This is a genomic window from Lacinutrix sp., assembly GCF_037625555.1.
Taxonomy (GTDB): Bacteria; Bacteroidota; Bacteroidia; order Flavobacteriales; family Flavobacteriaceae; genus Lacinutrix.
Window position 1 is genome coordinate 32829 of sequence record NZ_JASJHV010000044.1, and the last position, 19116, is coordinate 51944.

Genomic DNA, 19116 nt, shown 5'->3' on the forward strand with positions numbered 1-19116 from the left:
CAACATCCGCAAAAAAATGAGCCATCTATTATCCATAAATAACCTTTCTATTTCTTTCTCTTCTAACGGAAAAGAAAACGAAGTGATTCATAATATCTCATATCATTTAAACACTAATGAAATTCTTGGTATTGTAGGTGAATCTGGTTCTGGGAAATCGGTATCCTCTTTAGCCATTTTAGGATTGCTTCCTGAGAAAATATCAAAAATAACCTCTGGCGAGATTCTATTTAAAGATGAAGATTTAACGCAGTTATCATCTAAAGGTTTTCAGCAAATAAGAGGAAAAAAAATAGCTATGATTTTTCAAGAACCTATGAGTTCTTTAAATCCTTCGACCACTTGTGGAAAGCAAGTAGAAGAAATACTGTTTCAGCATACTAAATTATCTAAAAAAGAAGTAAAAGCAGAAACGTTATTACTTTTTGAAAAAGTGAAATTACCAGAACCACAACGCGTATTTTCGTCTTATCCTCATGAAATTTCTGGCGGACAAAAACAACGCGTCATGATCGCTATGTCAATTGCTTGTAAACCGCAAATTTTAATTGCAGACGAACCCACAACAGCTTTAGATGTTACGGTTCAAAATGAAATAATAAGCCTATTAAAAGCATTGCAAGCGGAAACGAAAATGAGTGTTATTTTTATTACACACGATTTATCTTTAATTTCTGAAATTGCAAATCGCGTAGTCGTTATGTATAAAGGTAATATTGTTGAGCAAAATACGGTTGAAGCTATTTTTAAATCGCCAAATCACGATTATACAAAAGCACTTATAAATTCTAGACCTTCTTTAGCAACAAGGCTAAAACGTTTACCAACTATTAGCGATGTTATGAGTGATGCAGTTAATAAAGATATTATTACTCCAGAAATGAGAGCAATTCAGCATGAAAACATATACAATAATAAGCCTTTATTAGAAGTTATTAATCTTGAAAAAGAATACATTTCAAAATCTGGGTTGTTTTCTAAAGCCAAAAAATTTAAAGCTGTCGATAACGTTAGTTTTAAATTGTATGAAGGTGAAACTTTAGGTTTAGTTGGAGAATCTGGTTGCGGAAAATCTACACTTGGAAATGCCATTCTGCTTCTAGACAGACCAACAGCTGGAGCTATTTTATTTAACGGTAACGACATTACAAAACTAAAAGCGTCTCAAGTAAAAGCGCTTAGAAAAGACATACAAATAATATTTCAAGATCCATATGCTTCTTTAAACCCAAGATTAACTATTGGGCAAGCTATTGTTGAACCAATGAAAGTTCATAATTTATTTTCTAGCGATGCTGAAAGACAAGAAAAGGCTATTGAAATTTTAGAACGTGTTAGCCTAGAGCCTTCACATTTTAATAGATATCCTCACGAGTTTTCTGGAGGACAAAGACAGCGAGTAGGTATTGCAAGAACTGTTGCTTTACAGCCTAAATTAATAGTTTGCGACGAATCGGTTTCTGCTCTTGACATTTCTGTTCAAGCTCAAGTGCTAAACTTATTAAATGAACTAAAAGAAAATTTTGGATTCACCTATATATTTATCTCTCATGATCTTGCAGTTGTTAAATACATGAGTGACCAACTATTGGTTATGAATAAGGGCAAGATTGAAGAACTTGATGATGCTGATGTTATTTATAATACACCAAAAAAAGAATATACTAAGAAGTTAATTGATGCTATACCTAAAGGATTGTAAGCTAGAATTTTTCATAAAAAAGTCTTCTGCTAAAATTATTTTTTACTTCTTCCGACATTAAAACCTGGTATGTTTTGTTCACTTTTACTATAAATAATCCATTTTGATTTGTCTTTTTTTTCGAACCTAAATTCTAAAGTATCTCGATTAATAACAGTAAACTCCTTATTTGTTTTAATTATAGAAATATCACCTTCGCCGATTTTATCATAGTTAAAATCTCCAATCTTAAAGTATTCAAAAGAATTAGATTCTTCAAGCAATGCAGATAATCTATCGTCATTAATAAGTTTTATCTTATAGTTTGACCTTTTGTTAATAACTTCTTTACGCTTTAAAGGTATTGTAATAAATTCCATAGGGAAACCATAACCAAACTTATTGGCTGGCAATCTATATTCGTCTAATAAAATGAATTTTTCATTTTTTGTGTTTTCACCTTTATGTCTTAAAATAGAATTAAAAGCAACTGTAATAAATAGTTCTTTTTGAAATTAAAATTCATTTTCTGTTTTAATTTTTTTAGTTGAGTAACATCCACTAAAAATGAATAAAAAAAATATAATTTTGATTTGAACAAGAAAAAAAATTTTATAAATTCATTTCAAGAATATCGCCTTCAATAATTAAAGTACCTTCAGTTGCGTTTTTAATCTCTTCAACCGAAACTCCTGGAGCACGTTCTAAAAGCTTGAAACCTTTGTCTGTAACTTCTAAAACTGCTAAATTGGTTACTACTTTTTTAACACAACCTACTCCTGTTAATGGTAAAGAGCATTTACTAAGTATTTTAGATTCGCCTCTTTTGTTAGTATGCATCATAGCAACAATAATATTTTCTGCACTTGCAACTAAGTCCATTGCGCCACCCATTCCTTTTACCATTTTTCCTGGTATTTTCCAGTTGGCAATGTCTCCATTTTCAGCTACTTCCATAGCTCCTAAAATGGTTAAATCTACATGCTGTCCACGAATCATAGCAAAACTAGTTGCGCTATCAAAAAAACTTGCTCCAGGTAGTGTTGTTATGGTTTGCTTTCCTGCATTTATTATGTCTGCATCTTCTTCGCCTTCAAAAGGAAATGGTCCCATACCAAGAACACCATTTTCACTTTGAAATTCTACTTCTATATCATCGCGTACATAGTTTGCTACTAATGTTGGAATACCTATTCCTAAATTTACATAATAACCATCTTGTACTTCTTTTGCAATACGTTTTGCTATTCCTGTTTTATCTAACATAATTTAATTTGATAATGTGTTGATTTTACAATTTGATTTTCTTTGTCGTTCCTCATCTTCAAATTATATAATCTTCAAATTGATTAATTGTTTTTAAGCTTTCTGTCTTACTGTTCTTTGCTCAATGCGTTTCTCGTATTTTTCTCCTTTAAATATACGTTGCACAAAAATTCCTGGAATGTGAATCTGGTTTGGAGCTAATTCACCAACTGGTACTAATTCTTCAACCTCAGCAACAGTAATTTTTGCTGCTCCAGCCATACACGGATTAAAATTTCTAGCCGTTCCTTTAAACATTAAGTTTCCAGCTGCATCACCTTTCCAAGCTTTTACAAAAGCAAAATCGGCTTTAAAGGCGTGTTCTAAAACATACATTTTACCATCGAATTCGCGAGTTTCTTTTCCTTCTGCAACCTCAGTTCCATAACCAGCTGGTGTGAAAATCGCAGGAAATCCTGCTTGTGCTGCACGACATCTTTCGGCTAAAGTACCTTGAGGTATTAGTTCTACATCTAGTTCTCCGGAAAGCATTTGGCGCTCAAATTCGTCGTTTTCTCCAACGTAAGAAGAGACCATTTTATTTATTTGTTTTTTGTGTAATAATAAACCTAAGCCAAAATCATCTACTCCTGCATTATTAGAAATACAAGTTAAACCTTTTACACCACTCTTAACTAGAGCTGCAATAGCATTTTCTGGAATTCCAGACAAACCAAAACCACCTAGCATAAACGTCATGTTGTCTGTTATACCTTTTGTAGCTTCGTTAACCGAGTTTACTTTTTTATTTATCATTTTTATATTTTTATTCGTGGCTTAAATTTATGAAATAAAAAAACCATTCTATAACGAATGGCTTTTAAATATTTTTAGACTGTTTAAAGTTTTATGATTACAATTCTAAACCATCAGATATTTCTTCAATGGGAGTTTCATTTTCTCCATCTAAATTATCAGCTTGGTATTTATCGCAATCTACTTCTATAGATAAATCCTTGGGTTTTTCGAAGTTATCTTTAGATACTTTTAGCGTGTCGTCTTCATAACAACTTTTCATGTACATTCCCCAAATTGGCAATGCCATTGCTGCGCCTTGACCATAAGTTATACTTTTAAAATGTGCTGCTCTATCCTCTGCTCCTACCCAAACACCTGTAACTAAGTTTGGAACCATTCCCATAAACCAACCATCACTCTGGTTTTGTGTTGTTCCTGTTTTTCCAGCAATAGGATTTTTAAATTCGTAAGGATAGCCTGTAATAATTTCTGGATATACACCTTTCTTAGGCATCCAAGTTGTACGTAAACGTGCTCCAGACCCACTTTGTGTAACACCTTCCATTAACTTAACGGTTACATAGGCAGATTCTGCACTTAAAACATCTCTTGTTTCTGGTGGAAATTGATATAAAACAGTTCCGTTTTTATCTTCAATACGTTCAATCATTACTGGTTTTGTATACACACCTTGATTTGCAAATGCAGAATAAGCACCAACCATTTCGTAAACACTAATATCTGGTGTTCCTAATGCAATTGATGGCACTTCTGGAATCTCTGAAGTAACCCCTAAACGTCTAGCTAAATCGGCAACTGGTTGTGGTCCTACTTTATCCATTAGTCTTGCAGTAATGGTGTTTACAGAATTTGCTAAGGCATCTGTTAGTGTTTTTTCTCCACCGTAATCTCCATTATCGTTTTTAGGTGACCATGGTTCTGGATTACCATATTTATTAGCTTCAATAGTTATTTGAGATAATGGTAATTTATCACATGGCGACATGTGTAATTGGTCTATTGCAGTTGCATAAACAAAAGGTTTAAAAGTAGAGCCTACTTGTCTCTTACCTTGGTTAACCATATCGTATTGAAAGTGCCTGTAATTCATACCACCAACCCAAGCTTTTACATGTCCTGTTTGTGGATCCATACTCATCATTCCCGTACGTAAAAAAGATTTATAATAACGCATAGAGTCCATAGGCTTCATGATAGTATCTGCTTCACTAGCTTTACCATCTACCCATTTAAAGACAGTCATTTTAGTTGGCACATTAAAAGACTCTTCAATTTCTTTATTACTTTTTCCTTGTTTTTTTAATATCCTCCAACGTTCTCCACGTCTCATACCATTTTTCATTAGCGATTCAATTTCAGAATTAGATAAGTCTAAAAAAGGTGCTGTTTTATTTATTTCTGGCGTGTTTTGATTAAAAAATTCTGCTTGCAATCTTGGCATATGCCTATTTACAGCTGTTTCTGCGTATTTTTGCATACGCGAATCTATGGTTACAAACACTTTTAAGCCATCGCTATTAATGTTGTACTTTTTTCCATCTGGCTTTCTGTTGGCTTTATCGTTAGTCCAGTCTTTCATCCATGATCTTAAATACTCTCTAAAATAGGTAGCTGTACCATCTCTATGAGACTGTGGTGAATAACGTAAGTCTAGTTCTGTTTTTTGAAGCGAATCTTTTTCTGTTTCACTAATATATCCATATTTGTGCATTTGTGCTAACACTACATTTCGTCTGTTCTTTACACCTACGGGATTTCGTCTAGGATTGTATAGTGACGAATTCTTAAACATGCCAACTAACATTGCAGACTCTTTAATACTTAATTCATTTGGCTCTCTATCAAAATAGATATTTGAAGCCGAGCGAATACCATCTCCATTATTACCAAAATCGTAAATATTAAAGTATTGAGTAATAATTTCTTCTTTTGTGTATTGGCGTTCTAATTTTGTAGTTATTACCCATTCTTGAGCTTTCTGCACTATTCTTTCTATGGTATTAGTTGCTGCTGGACCTACAAACAACTGTCTAGATAATTGTTGTGAAACTGTACTTGCTCCTCCTTTAGAGCCTAAGTACACAATAGCTCTTAAAGTTCCTCTTGCATCTATACCAGAATGTTCATGAAACCGAACATCTTCTGTTGCAATTAATGCATCGACTAAGCTTTTAGATAAATCTTCATATTTTACTGGTGTTCTATTATCATCAAAATAAAATTTACCTAATGTTTTACCGTCACTAGATACAATTTCTGTTGCTAGATTAGTTTCTGGATTTTCTAATTGAGTATGGTCTGGCAACTCGCCAAATACACTCCATGAAGCTAATAGAAAGAATAATGCTATTGCAATAATACCTCCTAAAAATAACATCCAAAACCTACGAACGTATTTTTCGAAACCTTGATGAACTTCTGTTTTTTTTGTTTTTGTCTTTGCCATATTAAACTATTTCTTCTCTCTACAATCTTGAGTAAGCAAAATCACTCGAAGTGACATTATTTTGTTTTTTCAATTCTAAAACCAATATCTGTAATACCTTCTAAATTAGCAATACCATTAACCTCTCCGTTTTCACGCATAGCGTGTTTTATATTTACAGTATAATCTCCTTTTTCATTAAAAACAACACCTTCTTTGTACCACAATTTGTTCTCTTTAACACTGGATAAACCAGTGCCTAGAAATGCGCCATTTGGTTTTGCCATTTTGTATTCTAAAGTATCAACAATATTTTTTCCGTGAGGAAAATTCATTTCAACAATTAAAAATAAATTACTGTATTTGTAATCTGTAGTATTACGTAGGTTAACAAATAAGTTGTATGCGTTAATAGAGTCTGGTGGACTTACATTAAAGCTTATGTTTTTGTCTTTATTCCAAACATCTGGAATTGTTTCATACTCATCGAAAACACTTTTAGAGTCGCAAGACACTAAAATTAAAGAGAATAGTAAAAAAAAAAGTTTACTTTGCATCTTTAGGTTTGTTTTTAGGCTTATTTTGTTCTTTGCTTTGAGGCTTATTATTTGAGCTATTTTTGTTGTTACGATTACGGCTCTTATTATTTCTACGTTTTTTATTGCCTTTTGGACTATCGAAACGTGTTAAACTATCTTGGCCAACTACGTTTTCGAATGCTACAGCAACCTCTTCTTCCAGTTCTGACGCGTATTCCTCTAAACTAGCAATCTTTTCTCTTTCCTTATTATTATTAATTTTAATAATTCCTCTAGCTTGATCTGTAGTTATCTTATGCCAATTCATCCACTCACCTTCGTAGGCATACCACATATGTCCTTTAAAAATATCTGTTTTTTGGCAAACAGCAGTTCCTTTTTCTGTGTATAATTTAGTGTCTGTTTTTGGGAATGCTTTTAATGCGTCTTGATAAGAGTCTAGCTCATAATTTAAACAACATTTTAACTTTCCACATTGTCCAGAAAGCTTTTGTGGGTTTAAGGATAATTGCTGATATCTTGCTGCACTTGTACTCACAGATCTAAAATCTGTTAACCATGTAGAGCAACATAATTCGCGACCACAAGAACCTATACCACCAAGTCTTGATGCTTCTTGTCTAAAGCCAACTTGTTTCATTTCTATTCGCGTTCTAAATTCGCGAGCAAACACCTTAATTAGATCTCTAAAATCTACACGTTCTTCTGCAGTGTAATAAAAAGTAACCTTACTTGCATCTCCTTGGAATTCGATATCTGAAATCTTCATTTGAAGCTTTAAATCGATAGCAAATTGTCTTGCACGAACCTTGATTAGCTCTTCTTTATCACGTACTTCGCTCCAAATGTCTATATCTTTTTGAGATGCTTTTCTATATATTTTTAAAACGTCTTCTGGTTTTTCATTGATTTTTTTGCGTTTCATTTGTACGCGAACCAACTCTCCTGTTAAGGTTACCATACCAATATCATGTCCTGATTGTGCTTGTGTAGCAACAATATCTCCAATAGATAATGATAAATTTTCAGTGTTTTTATAGTAGTGCTTTCTTCCGTTTTTAAAACGAACCTCAACAAAATCGAAAGGTTTTTCTCCGTTTGGAACAGACATATTTGCTAACCAATCGAAAACAGTTAGTTTATTACAGCTGTCTGTACCACAGGTACCGTTATTTTTGCAGCCTTTTGGTGAGCCATCTTTAGTTGTGCAACTTGCGCAAGCCATATGTGTAGATATATTGATTCTGAATGCTTTACAACTATAAAACAAGACGCTTGAGCATCAGAAGACGATTAATATTATTTTATTTTGTACTGAAATATTCTGCTTTCAGCTTAGAATAAAATCTAACGGTAAAGATAAGATTATTATTATGACTTTAAAATATAAAAAAACCTGAGAAGCTAATCTCAGGTTTATATCTAGTAATTAAATGTATTAGTCTTTTTTAAAGTTCTCGAAAATATTACGTAAATCCTTTTTGTAAGGTAGATGATCTGCTCGTCCTTTTTTAAAGATGTCGTTACTATTACCTTGAACTTTTCTTAATTCTTTTTGTTCTTCAAAAGGTAATGCATGTATTTCTTTGCAGGTAGTTGAGCAACAATTATTCATTTCTTCTTTACAGGTTTCACATTGTAAAAAAAGTAAATGACATGCATCGTTAGCACAATTTGTATGCACATCGAAAGGGTTTCCACATTGGTGGCATTTTGCAATTACATCTTCACTAATTTTTTCAGCGCGTCTATCATCAAAAACAAAGTTTTTCCCAATAAATTTATTCTCAATGCCATCTGCATTTACTTGTCTTGTGTACTCTATAATTCCGCCTTCTAGTTGATATACGTTTTTAAAGCCTTTATGTTTATAATAAGCGCTTGCTTTTTCGCAACGGATTCCTCCTGTGCAATACATTAAAAGATTTTTTTCTTCTTTGTGCTCCCGCAAATCGGCTTCAATAATATCTAAACTTTCACGAAAAGTATCTATATCTGGAGTAACAGCACCGTCAAAATGGCCTATTTCACTTTCGTAGTGATTTCGCATGTCTACACAAACCGTATTTGGGTTTGCAAGCATCTCATTAAAATCTTTGGCTGAAAGATGTACGCCTTTATTTGTTACATCAAAGGAGTCATCGTTTAAACCATCTGCTACAATTTTGTCTCTTACTTTGACTTTTAGCTTTAAAAAAGACATGTTATCTTGTTCTACAGCAATGTTTAATCGAATGCCGTTTAAAAAATCTATGCTATCTAGATGTATTTTAAAGGCTTCAAAATTATCTGCAGGTAGAGATAATTGCGCATTAATACCTTCTTGTGCGACATAAATACGCCCTAAAACGTCTAAACTGTCCCATTTAATAAATAAATTGTCACGTAATTGTTGTGGATTGCCAATTTGAGTATAAGCGTAAAACGATAACGTTAAACGGTCTTTTCCTGCTTTTTCTATAAGCTCTGCTCTTTCTTTGGCGCTTAATTTGTTGTACAGTTGCATGCTATACTAAGTTTTTAAGGTTAAAGAATTCCTAATATAGCTTTCAAAAAGAAGCTTTTAGGTTTATAACTGCAAAGGTATTATTTTAAATGAAAGTGGCAAGTTTCAAACAGTAAAGCACAAAAAAAGTCCGTTATTTGCGTAACGGACTTTTAATAGACTAACTCGTTATTAAATTTTTTATCTCTAAAAAAAACAAACGAGCTAACCTCCATCGGCTTTAAAGCTGCTGTTAACTGTAACAGAGGCTGAAACACCTAATGCTTTTGATGTTAATACTTTTTTTAAATACCTCATGTAATTACACTTATAAATTAAACATGAATTTAAAAATGAGATTAATTTTTCTTTTTCATAGCTAAAATTTTCCTACTTTTATTAATAGATGCAAAAAGTTTGAAAAGGTTGCGTGAGAAATTAAAAAAAAGATTAAAAAAGTAGTATTTTAGCACGAATAACAGTAAAAATAGATACTATGAGCAATGAAAAAGAAGCGAAATTAAAGGCACTAAAGCTAACTTTAGATAAATTAGACAAGGCATACGGAAAAGGAACAGTAATGAAAATGAGCGATGCTGCAATTGTAGATGTCGAAGCTATTCCTTCTGGTTCTTTAGGTTTAGATATTGCATTAGGCGTTGGTGGTTATCCACGTGGGCGTGTTATAGAAATTTATGGTCCTGAATCTTCTGGTAAGACCACACTTACACTTCATGCTATTGCTGAGGCTCAAAAAGCTGGTGGTATTGCTGCTTTTATTGATGCAGAGCATGCTTTCGACCGTTTTTATGCAGAAAAACTTGGTGTAGATATAGATAATTTAATTATCTCTCAACCAGATAATGGAGAGCAAGCATTAGAAATTACAGATAATTTAATACGCTCTGGCGCTATTGATATTGTAGTAATTGACTCGGTTGCCGCATTAACACCAAAAAGTGAAATTGAAGGTGAAATGGGTGACAGTAAAATGGGACTACATGCACGTTTAATGTCTCAAGCCTTAAGAAAATTAACAGCATCTATAAGTAAAACTAATTGTACAGTAATATTTATTAACCAATTGCGTGAAAAAATTGGTGTAATGTTTGGAAACCCAGAGACAACAACTGGAGGTAATGCACTTAAGTTTTATGCCTCGGTACGTTTGGACATAAGACGTTCTACACAAATAAAAAGTACTGATGGTGCTGTATTAGGAAATAAAACTAGAGTTAAAGTTGTTAAAAACAAAGTGGCTCCACCGTTTAAATTAGCAGAGTTCGATATCATGTATGGAGAAGGTGTTAGTAAAGTTGGTGAAATTTTAGACGTAGCAGTAGAAAAAGAAATAGTTAAAAAAGCTGGTTCTTGGTTTAGTTATGGAGACACTAAGTTAGGACAAGGTCGAGATGCTGTTAAAGCAATAATAAAAGACAATCCTGAACTTTGTGATGAGCTTGAACAAAAAATAAAACAAGCCATTAAAGACGATATGTAAATATTAAATAATTACTAAATCCTGATTTTTTCGGGATTTTTTTATTTTTAGACGCAACCTTTTTAAGATTTTTGCATCTACCTATAAACACACGTAAATAGAATTCAAATTTAAAGATGAAAAAACTCCTAGTTTTATTAATAAGTTTAACCATTCTTTCTTGTAGTACAAATGACGATTCTCTTGAAACCTATCAAGAGGCTATGCCTGTAGAATCTGTTACATTACCTGAAGAATTTATTGTTAATGAAGATTATGAGGTTACTTTAACTTATTTAAGGCCTACAACTTGCCATGCTTTTAATGACATCCTATTACAAAAACATAACAACCAAGGCAATGTATATGTTATAGGTACTGTTTTTCAAAGTAATGGAGATTGTACAGAGTTAAACTCTGAACTAGAGGTCTCATTTAATTTTAAAGCTACCCAAATTGGGACTTATACTTTTAAATTTTGGCAAGGTGAAAATGATAATGGAGAGGAAATTTACTCAACAGTAGAGGTTCCTGTAGTAGAATAATTACTAACTAATACATGGATTTAATTTGAGTTTAAACCAACTCATAGAAAATTGTAAGATTAATGATACCAAAGCACAAAGTGAACTTTATAAGCTCTTTTCGAGCAAGTTGTTTTCTGTATGCTTGAAGTACTCAAGAAACTATGCAGAAGCTGAAGATAATTTACAGGATGCATTTATAACTATTTTTAAAAAAACAGGACAATATAAAAATAAAGGTTCTTTTGAAGGCTGGCTAAAACGAATTGCTATAAATACTGCATTACAGTGCTATAGAACTCAAGGCGTTTTTGATATTGTAAATGAAGATTTAATTGAAGATGTTGCAGTTACAGTAGAAGATGATGATTCTATTTCAATAGACTACCTTCTTCAAATAATTCAAGAACTACCAGACCGTTATCGTTTGGTTTTTACCCTTTATGTAATAGATGGTTATTCGCATAAAGATATAGCCGAAATGCTGAAAATAACCACAGGAACATCAAAATCTAACTTGGCAAGATCCAGGCAGATTTTAAGAGATAAAATAACAGACTATAAAACGAGACTACAATCTCAATCTTTATAATGAGTGAAAAAAAACATATAGATAGGCTTTTTCAAGAAAAGTTTAAAGATTTTGAAGCTAAACCAAGCAGTAATGTTTGGGCTGGTATTCAAAATAAAATGCAGGATCCAGAACAGAAACCAAAAAAAGTATTACCGCTTTGGTTACGTTTTGCAAGTATTGCTGCAGCTTTAATTTTATTATTTACCATTGTAAAATTAGCATTTAATAACGAAAACAAGGACAATAACAACACAACTATTGTAGAAACTAAAACTACAGAAAGTATAAATACTAATTCGAAAAGTATAGATACAAATAACTCTAAGGACTCTAAAAACACTATAGAAAACAATAATAATGAAGGTTTAGAAAGCACAACCCAAAAGGGAAATACTCTAATAGTAACTAGCGAGAATAATACTAAAGAAGTAAACCAAAATGAAGTTAGTAATTTAAGTTCTAAAGCTTCAAATAGAGAGAATACTTTAGAACAAAATAAACCAAATACTAATAATTATGTTACTAACCAAAATAACAATAATTCTAATGGTGCAAATGGTATTGGTAAAATTTTAGAACATAAAATCGTACTAAATTCATCAAAAAATTCTGAGTCTTTAACACAGAATAATTCAGTAGAAAAAATAAATAAGGATGTATCTAACAATACAAATATTGCTACTGCAAACGCAAATAATAAGGCTACAACAAATAAAACCTCTATTACAAAGAGTAAGGCTTTAGAAACTACAATACCCAAAAATAATATCAACACAAACAGTATTACAAACAATAACAGTTTAACTAATAAGAATACTATAGATACAAATGCTATAGAAAACAATACTGCAACAATTAATACAGCTGTTGCAACAACAAATAGTGAGAAAGAAAAGGAAGAAGAAAAAATGATGGAACCAGACAGCGCAAACTCGTCTAACACCATCGAAGAGGCTCTTGCCAAGACTGAAAGTCTTGATGAAAAAGAAGAAGAAAACTTAGACAGGTGGTCGGTAAACGCAAATGCTGCACCTGTTTACTATAATACTCTTGGCAAAGGTTCTCACATTCACGAACAATTTGTAGATAATCCTAAAAATGGAGAAATTAATACCAGTTATGGTGTTAATGTAGGCTATGCTTTAAACAATAAATTAAAATTACGCTCTGGTGTTAACAAACTAAATTTAAGCTACGATACAGCAAATGTTATTGTTTATGAAAATGTTACAAATACACCAAGTAGTTCACCTCTCAGAAATATAGATTTTACGCCTACAAGCGCTGGTCAAACTATTTCTGTTTTAAGTAGTAATAGTTTATCTGTACAACAAATAGACGGTTTTATTAACGACGACCTTAATGCTGCTTTAAGTCAGCGATTAAGCTATTTTGAAGTGCCATTAGAATTAGAATATGCAGTTGTTAATAAACGTTTTGGTTTAAATATTATAGGTGGATTTAGCACCTTTATTTTAAGTGATAACGAAGTTGTTACAGAAGTAGATAATAGAAAAACAAAGATTGGTGAAGCCAATAATATTAATAATTTAAGCTTTAGCGCAAACGCAGGAATAGGTATAGATTATAAATTTAACAATTCTATTAAATTTAATTTAGAGCCTACTTTCAAATACCAAATTAATGCTTACAGCGAAACATCTGGAAATTTTAGACCTTACATCATTGGTGTTTATACTGGTATCAGTTATAAATTTTAAATTTTAGGTTATTTTAGTTGGTTAGACTTTTACTTAGTACCTCATTAAATTAAGAACACAATGATGATTTAAAAGCTGCTCTGTGCCAAGGGCAGCTTTTTTAATTTATTATTTTGAAGAAAACACTATCAATTGATTATAAATTAATGCTTTAGAACGCTCTTTAATTACAGCAGAATCCTTAGCTGTTAAGTCTTTTGTTTCTATAAACTTATGAATTTTAGCTCTCATCCTTCCAGGTCCTCCGCTAAAAAAAGTAAAAGAAAAAAGTTTTTTATTGTCTGCAAAAGTGATTGGCACAATTGGTATTTGATAATTAATGGCTAACCTAAAAGCACCAGATTTAAAATCTGCAAGTAAGACCTCTTCTTCTGGCACTAAACCTTCAGGAAAAATACAAATACTTAAACCTTGTTTTAAGCGTCTTTGCGCACTTTTAAACACTTCTTTTCTACTCTTTTCATTACTTCTATCAACCAATATTGCAGTGCGCTTATAGAAGAACCCAAACAAAGGAATCTTAGCTAACTCCGCTTTACCAACAAATACAAAAGGATTTTTAACTGTTACTAACATGAGCATAATATCTGCCATAGAGGTATGGTTAGCAATAAACATATAGCTTTTATCTTGTGCAGGAATTTGTTCTCTAATAATTTTAGTATTAAATCCCATACCAATTAAAATAGCTCTTGCCCAAATACGTGCTAATTTAAAAAAATAGGGATACCAAGACTCTTTTAAAATAGATAGTATAAGCAACGGAAACATAATAATAATTGGCAAAGCAACCATAATATAGAACCAAATGCGATACAACACCCAAAAAATGTACTTAAATACAATCATAAGCGCCAAAAATACATAATTGTTTTGAGCTATTTTAATCGAAAAAAAATACCTTTGTTTTTTTAGATTTTAAAAGAAGTTGAATTAAATAGATTTCCGTTTACACGGAAAGTAAACATGGCAAGAATACTTACAGGAATACAAAGTACAGGAACACCACATTTAGGAAACATTTTAGGCGCATTAATGCCAGCAATGGCTTTAGCTAATAATTATGCTAACGAGTCTTACTTGTTTATTGCAGACATGCACTCCTTAACTCAAATAAAAGATGGAGGCACTTTACGTAATAACACGTATTCTACTGCGGCTACTTGGTTAGCTTTTGGTTTAGATATAGAAAAAACAGTGTTTTATAGACAAAGCGATGTACCACAAGTTACAGAGTTATCTTGGTATTTAAGCTGTTTTTTTCCTTATAATCGCTTAACATTAGCACATAGTTTTAAAGACAAAGCCGATAGGTTAGAAGATGTAAACTCTGGTTTATTTAGCTATCCAATGCTTATGGCTGCAGATATTTTATTATATGATGCTGAAATTATTCCTGTTGGAAAAGACCAATTACAACACATAGAAATGACGCGTGATGTTGCCTCTCGTTTTCATGCTAAACTAGGCGAAACCTTTGTGCTACCTGAAGCTAAAATACAAGAATACACCATGCTTATTCCAGGCACAGATGGTGCTAAAATGAGTAAAAGTAAAGGTAATATTATCAATATATTTTTACCAGAAAAAAAACTACGTAAGCAAATAATGACCATCGAAACTGATAGTACACCACTTGAAGACCCTAAAGATTGGGCTACTTGTAACTGTTTTGCTATTTATAGTTTATTAGCATCTGAAAATGAAATAACAACAATGAAAGCCAATTACGAAAATGGTAATTATGGTTACGGGCAAGCCAAACAAGCCTTGTTTGAATTGGTTTTAAAAACTTTTGAAACACAACGCGAACGTTATGAGTTTTACATGAATAACTTAGACAAAATTGATGAAGCATTAACTAAAGGTGCTGAAAAAGCTAAGCTTGTGGCTAATGCTGTTTTAGAGCGTGTTAGGAAGAAGGTTGGGTATTAGTTTTTACTCAAGTAAAAATAGCTTTCACTCATTTCTATTATTATAATTTGTTTTAAAGGTTAATCTTTGGTGAAAGCGCATAAATGAAAAACTTCTTAAATATCATTCTAGTTTTATTAGTTGTATCCTTTACTAGTTGTAAGGTATCAAAAACATACAAGCTTGAAGAAACAAAAGAATTATTTGCTTTATTTAAAACTATTAAAATTGAAGACACCTTTTTAAAAATTGAAAAAAAACAAATTACTCTTACAACGCAAAATAAAATAGAAGAGCCATATAGATTGATGATTCCAAATATTAGTATATATCAAACTTCTGGGACATTTAGCTCTATTCCTTCAGAGCATATTTTTAAATATGATAATGGTAGCTCCATTTATATAGTTAAAAATGGACATCTAAATTCTAATAAAATTAAATTTCAAAATCATTACTTGCTAAAAAAGAAAGAATTTCTTGATTTAATATGGAAAAACAATATTAGCAACATTGATGATGTGAAGTTAAAAAACAATAAATTTCATGGAGTTCGTTTTTACAATGAAATAGCAATACTTTATATTAATGCTAAAGAAAAAGATTTAGAGTTATTTAATAAGTCTATTTCTAGTTTAAAAAAATAAAAGTGATGAGACTCCTGCCTTCGCAGTAATTTAAATAACCTCAAACAATTTACCAGGCAAAGGTCTCACTACACCTTTTAATTCGATATTTAACAACAATCCAGCAATTTTTAAAAGTTGGCATATTACAGTTTAAAGCAATAATATCTAACATTACTTTATTGTTGTCTTTTAAGTAATTATAAATTACTTTTTCGTTATCATCAAGTTCTACAAATAATTGTTTTTGTACAGCTGGTTTTACATCGTCTTCTAATTGCCTATTTAATAAATATGGCACATCTAAAGGCGTTGATAATAAATGGGCTTTTTGCTGTTTTATTAAATTATTACAACCTACACTTTGCGAATCTGTGCTGCGACCTGGTACTGCAAACACATCACGATTGTAAGAATTTGCAATATCTGCAGTAACTAAGCTACCTCCTTTTTCGGCAGATTCTACAACAATAGTAGCTTCACTAATACCTGCAATTATTCTGTTACGTTTTAAAAAATTATTACGAGCAAAATTTGCTGTACTCCAAAAATCGGTATAAAAACCTCCATTGTTTTCAACCTCTGCCATATACTTTTTATGCGTTTTGGGATAGATTTGGTTTAAACCATGAGCCAAACAACCAATGGATTGTAAATTATGTTTTATCGCTGCTTTTTGTGCAGTAATATCGGTACAGTAAGCAAACCCAGAAACAATAACGGTATCATAAATTGCCAATTCTTCAATTAGTTTTTCGCAAAAAGCAATACCAGAAGTCTTTATTTTTCTGGCTCCAACAACACTTATTATATATTTTTTGTTAAGATTTATATTTCCAGCTTCAAACAATAAAATAGGACTATCAATACAATGCTTTAGTCGTTCAGGATATGTTTCAGAATTAAAATAATGTGTTTTTATACCTTCGGCTTTAATAAACTTAAGCTCATTTTCTGCAGATTCAAGGTGATTTCGGCTAAACAAATCTGAAATAGTAATACTTCCAATCCCATCAATATTTAAAAGATTTTGCTTTTTCTCTTTAAGCACAACTTCGGCAGAACCACAGTGTGCAATGAGTTTTTTAGCAGTTACATCGCTAATTTTTGTGACGTTTTGTAGTGCCAAAACATAAAGCAATTCATTTTCCGTCATTTTATCTAATTGATTTTGAGACTACAATAAAAGAATTTTAGCGGTGTTAATAACTAATAGAGCGTAGGTTTTATTATCTAACAAAAAATATTAACTTTGTTTCTATGCAATTAGAGACTTACATAAGCGATTTATTATACCGTTACGAATGTGTAACTGTACCTGAGTTTGGTGCCTTTTTATCACAACGCGTATCTGCAACTGTTCACGAATCTACAAATGCTTTTTATCCACCAAAAAAACAATTGTTATTTAACGAGCAAATACAAACTAACGATGGTTTACTTGCGCATTACATTGCTGATGTTGAGAAAATTCCTTTTGAAACAGCAACAGAGAAAATTGCAAAACGCGTTAAAACATTAAAGTCTAATTTAACTCAAGGTGAAACTATTTTACTTGAAAATATTGGTGAGTTAAAATTAAATAACGATAGTAAAATTGAATTTAACCCAAGCTATCATTTAAATTACTTAACAGATGCTTTTGGATTATCTCAATATGTATCTCCATCTGTTACTAGAGAAGTTTACAAAGAAGAGATTGAGGCCATTGAAAAGATAATACCACTAACAATTACTCCAGAAAAACGCAGAACAAAGCTCTATCTTAAATATGCAGCTATTGCTTTAATTGCGCTAACTGTAGGTGGTTTAGTTTCTGGTAATTATTATGTAAGTGATATTAACGCTCAAAATGAAATTGCTCAAGAAGAAGCGAATACACAACTAGAAACACAAATTCAAGAAGCAACTTTTATTATAAGTAATCCATTGCCAGCTGCTACATTAAATGTAAGTAAACAATCTGGAAATTACCATATTGTAGCTGGTGCTTTTAGAGTAGAAGAAAACTGCAATAAGAAAGTTGCCGAACTTAAAGCATTAGGTTTTAAAGCAAGAAAAATTGGTGCTAATAAATACGATTTACATCAAGTAGTTTATTCTAGTTTTAGCAATAGAAACGAAGCTTTACGTGAGTTAAGAAGTGTTAGACAAAGTAACAATAAAAACGCATGGTTGCTAGTTAAAACACTAGACTAAACTTTCTCTTAAATTTTCCTAAAACTTAAGGCTGAAATTCTAAATCGGCTTACCCCATTTCAAAAAATAACTAAACCGAATAATAGTAGTTCGTTATCGTTATTATAATATTTAAAACAAATTCCTGTCTTGGCAGGAAATATTATGGAAGCAAGAACAGCAAAAGACTCAAGAACAATAATGACAGATATGGTTTTACCTGGTGAAACCAATCCAATTAACAATCTTTTTGGTGGCGAATTACTAGCTAGAATGGATCGCGCTGCAGGTATTAGTGCACGTCGACACTCTAGACGTATTGTTGTAACAGCATCTGTAAACCACGTGGCTTTTAATCGTGCCATTCCATTAGGTAGTGTTGTTACTGTTGATGCTAAAGTTTCTCGTGCTTTTAAAAGCTCTATGGAGATTTATATTGATGTTTGGATAGAAGACAGAGAATCTGGCGTAAAAGCTAAGGCAAATGAAGCTATTTATACTTTTGTTGCGGTTGACGAGACTGGGAGACCTGTTCAAGTTCCAGAATTAATTCCAGAAAGCGATATTGAAAAAGAACGTTTTGAAGGTGCTTTAAGGCGAAAGCAATTAAGCTTAGTTTTAGCAGGAAAATTGAAGCCAAATGACGCCACAGAATTGAAGGCTTTGTTTGAATAATTTTAATTGTAAGGTTTAATAAAAATACTATATGCACATAGTATTAAAGCCAGAAAAAGAGCTGAAATGGTATTATTTAATGATATGTCTTCTAAATATTCTTCAAAAAGTTTTTCTTTAAAAATTTGCCATCTAATAAATGCTCCTGGATATTTTAGTATTAATCCTAAAATGATTTTAATAATGAAACCCATATGTAATTATAATACTATTGGAAGTTTCTATAAGTA

The 19116-nt window shown here is 31.8% G+C and carries 18 protein-coding genes and 1 pseudogene; 9 read left to right on the forward strand and 10 right to left on the reverse strand.

Annotation, left to right across the window (positions count from 1 at the left end):
* Nucleotides 1-16 precede the first annotated feature (16 nt).
* Entirely contained in the window at nt 17-1702 is a 1686-nt protein-coding gene (locus QNK89_RS02670; protein WP_340169423.1) for an ABC transporter ATP-binding protein, read from the forward strand.
* 35 nt (nt 1703-1737) lie between these two features.
* Here QNK89_RS02670 and QNK89_RS02675 read toward each other — a convergent pair whose 3' ends face one another.
* The 7 genes from QNK89_RS02675 to QNK89_RS02705 all read right to left on the reverse strand — a co-directional run bounded on the left by QNK89_RS02675 (nt 1738) and on the right by QNK89_RS02705 (nt 9215).
* Nucleotides 1738-2094: a hypothetical protein gene (locus QNK89_RS02675; protein WP_340169424.1), complete on the reverse strand. Its 357-nt coding sequence runs from the start codon at nt 2092-2094 to the stop codon at nt 1738-1740.
* A 199-nt stretch (nt 2095-2293) separates the two neighbouring features.
* Complete coding sequence (locus QNK89_RS02680; RefSeq protein WP_340169425.1) at nt 2294-2947, reverse strand: CoA transferase subunit B; 654 nt, start codon at nt 2945-2947, stop codon at nt 2294-2296.
* 93 nt (nt 2948-3040) lie between these two features.
* Complete coding sequence (locus tag QNK89_RS02685) at nt 3041-3742, reverse strand: CoA transferase subunit A (protein WP_340169426.1); 702 nt, start codon at nt 3740-3742, stop codon at nt 3041-3043.
* Between the two features lie 97 nt (nt 3743-3839).
* Nucleotides 3840-6191 (reverse strand): transglycosylase domain-containing protein, encoded by a 2352-nt coding sequence (locus QNK89_RS02690; protein WP_340169427.1) that lies wholly within the window; start codon nt 6189-6191, stop codon nt 3840-3842.
* A 56-nt stretch (nt 6192-6247) separates the two neighbouring features.
* Nucleotides 6248-6727 (reverse strand): gliding motility lipoprotein GldH, encoded by a 480-nt coding sequence (locus QNK89_RS02695; protein ID WP_340169428.1) that lies wholly within the window; start codon nt 6725-6727, stop codon nt 6248-6250.
* Nucleotides 6717-7934 carry a regulatory iron-sulfur-containing complex subunit RicT gene (ricT, locus tag QNK89_RS02700; protein WP_340169429.1) on the reverse strand — a complete coding sequence of 406 codons (1218 nt, stop codon included), beginning with the start codon at nt 7932-7934 and terminating at the stop codon, nt 6717-6719. Before ricT ends, QNK89_RS02695 begins: the two co-directional genes overlap by 11 nt.
* 213 nt (nt 7935-8147) lie before the next feature.
* On the reverse strand, nt 8148-9215 hold the full coding sequence (locus tag QNK89_RS02705; protein ID WP_340169430.1) for a rhodanese-related sulfurtransferase: 1068 nt from the start codon (nt 9213-9215) through the stop codon (nt 8148-8150).
* Between the two features lie 475 nt (nt 9216-9690).
* Here QNK89_RS02705 and recA point away from each other — a divergent pair, with 475 nt between their 5' ends.
* The 4 genes from recA to QNK89_RS02725 all read left to right on the forward strand — a co-directional run bounded on the left by recA (nt 9691) and on the right by QNK89_RS02725 (nt 13493).
* Entirely contained in the window at nt 9691-10695 is a 1005-nt protein-coding gene (gene recA, locus QNK89_RS02710; protein WP_340169431.1) for a recombinase RecA, read from the forward strand.
* Nucleotides 10696-10811: 116 nt separating this feature from the next.
* Nucleotides 10812-11219, forward strand: a complete 408-nt coding sequence (locus QNK89_RS02715; protein WP_340169432.1) for a hypothetical protein — start codon at nt 10812-10814, stop codon at nt 11217-11219.
* Nucleotides 11220-11244: 25 nt separating this feature from the next.
* Nucleotides 11245-11790 carry an RNA polymerase sigma factor gene (locus QNK89_RS02720; protein WP_340169433.1) on the forward strand — a complete coding sequence of 182 codons (546 nt, stop codon included), beginning with the start codon at nt 11245-11247 and terminating at the stop codon, nt 11788-11790.
* Nucleotides 11790-13493 (forward strand): hypothetical protein, encoded by a 1704-nt coding sequence (locus QNK89_RS02725; RefSeq protein ID WP_340169434.1) that lies wholly within the window; start codon nt 11790-11792, stop codon nt 13491-13493. The genes QNK89_RS02720 and QNK89_RS02725 overlap by 1 nt, the downstream gene beginning before the upstream one ends.
* Nucleotides 13494-13601: 108 nt before the next feature.
* Here QNK89_RS02725 and QNK89_RS02730 read toward each other — a convergent pair whose 3' ends face one another.
* On the reverse strand, nt 13602-14342 hold the full coding sequence (locus tag QNK89_RS02730) for a lysophospholipid acyltransferase family protein (protein ID WP_340169435.1): 741 nt from the start codon (nt 14340-14342) through the stop codon (nt 13602-13604).
* Nucleotides 14343-14459: 117 nt separating this feature from the next.
* On the opposite strand from QNK89_RS02730, the gene trpS reads away from it, so the two are divergent.
* Both trpS and QNK89_RS02740 read left to right on the forward strand, forming a co-directional pair.
* Nucleotides 14460-15428, forward strand: coding sequence for a tryptophan--tRNA ligase (gene trpS / locus QNK89_RS02735; protein ID WP_340169436.1), 969 nt, complete (start codon nt 14460-14462; stop codon nt 15426-15428).
* Nucleotides 15429-15511: 83 nt separating this feature from the next.
* Nucleotides 15512-16054 (forward strand): hypothetical protein, encoded by a 543-nt coding sequence (locus tag QNK89_RS02740; RefSeq protein ID WP_340169437.1) that lies wholly within the window; start codon nt 15512-15514, stop codon nt 16052-16054.
* Between the two features lie 30 nt (nt 16055-16084).
* Here the strand turns inward: QNK89_RS02740 and dprA are convergent.
* A pseudogene (gene dprA, locus QNK89_RS02745) lies at nt 16085-17189 on the reverse strand (DNA-processing protein DprA).
* Nucleotides 17190-17293: 104 nt separating this feature from the next.
* On the opposite strand from dprA, the gene QNK89_RS02750 reads away from it, so the two are divergent.
* Nucleotides 17294-18232, forward strand: coding sequence for an SPOR domain-containing protein (locus tag QNK89_RS02750; RefSeq protein WP_340169438.1), 939 nt, complete (start codon nt 17294-17296; stop codon nt 18230-18232).
* A 144-nt stretch (nt 18233-18376) separates the two neighbouring features.
* Nucleotides 18377-18886, forward strand: coding sequence for an acyl-CoA thioesterase (locus QNK89_RS02755; protein ID WP_340169550.1), 510 nt, complete (start codon nt 18377-18379; stop codon nt 18884-18886).
* Nucleotides 18887-18888: 2 nt separating this feature from the next.
* On the opposite strand, the gene QNK89_RS02760 is transcribed toward QNK89_RS02755, so the two are convergent.
* Nucleotides 18889-19080: a hypothetical protein gene (locus tag QNK89_RS02760; protein ID WP_340169439.1), complete on the reverse strand. Its 192-nt coding sequence runs from the start codon at nt 19078-19080 to the stop codon at nt 18889-18891.
* Nucleotides 19081-19116 lie beyond the last annotated feature (36 nt).